General features: G+C 48.0%; 2 protein-coding genes. Both read right to left on the reverse strand.

Annotated features, from left to right (window positions below; translation table 11 throughout):
* A partial coding sequence (locus BGK49_RS28000) for a plasmid pRiA4b ORF-3 family protein (protein ID WP_146628138.1) occupies nt 1-84 on the reverse strand: 84 nt, incomplete at its 3' end.
* 120 nt (nt 85-204) lie between these two features.
* Nucleotides 205-390, reverse strand: a complete 186-nt coding sequence (locus tag BGK49_RS31220; RefSeq protein ID WP_000188903.1) for a hypothetical protein — start codon at nt 388-390, stop codon at nt 205-207.
* Between the last annotated feature and the right edge of the window lie 60 nt (nt 391-450).

A 450-nucleotide genomic window follows, 5' to 3' on the forward strand; every position in this document is an offset into this window, starting at 1 on the left:
ACTAAAGGGGATTTGCTCTGGAACCAGCACACGCCGCCATATAGGTGGTTTGCTGTCTCGGATGGTTATCTTTAGCTGGTACATGCAAATCCTGAATAAATGCGAATCGGAAGGATAACGATACTGACGTACTCACAATTCTGTAAAGGTGAATAAAGGAAATTTGCTTAATACGCATAAGTTACATGCGGAATAATCCCGTATCTACCTGCGCGGCGCTGGCTTCTTCCACTGGTAGGCAGGTGCTCGCATCATTTCGCGGAACCTGTCGCGCCGGGCTATATCGGCATTAACTGAGCGTTCTATCTCCCGTTGATCTGCCTGTGTAAGCTGGTGGCCTCCATGCTCAAGTTTGGCGATGGTCAATAAGGCTATTTCGCGTGGTGTCATACGTCATACCCTCTGGAAGGATGAAACACGCCCGGATTAAATTTCATTTTTCGCGGGTAT

This window comes from Shigella sp. FC1544 (assembly GCF_001722145.1).
GTDB classification, from domain to species: domain Bacteria; phylum Pseudomonadota; class Gammaproteobacteria; order Enterobacterales; family Enterobacteriaceae; genus Escherichia; species Escherichia coli.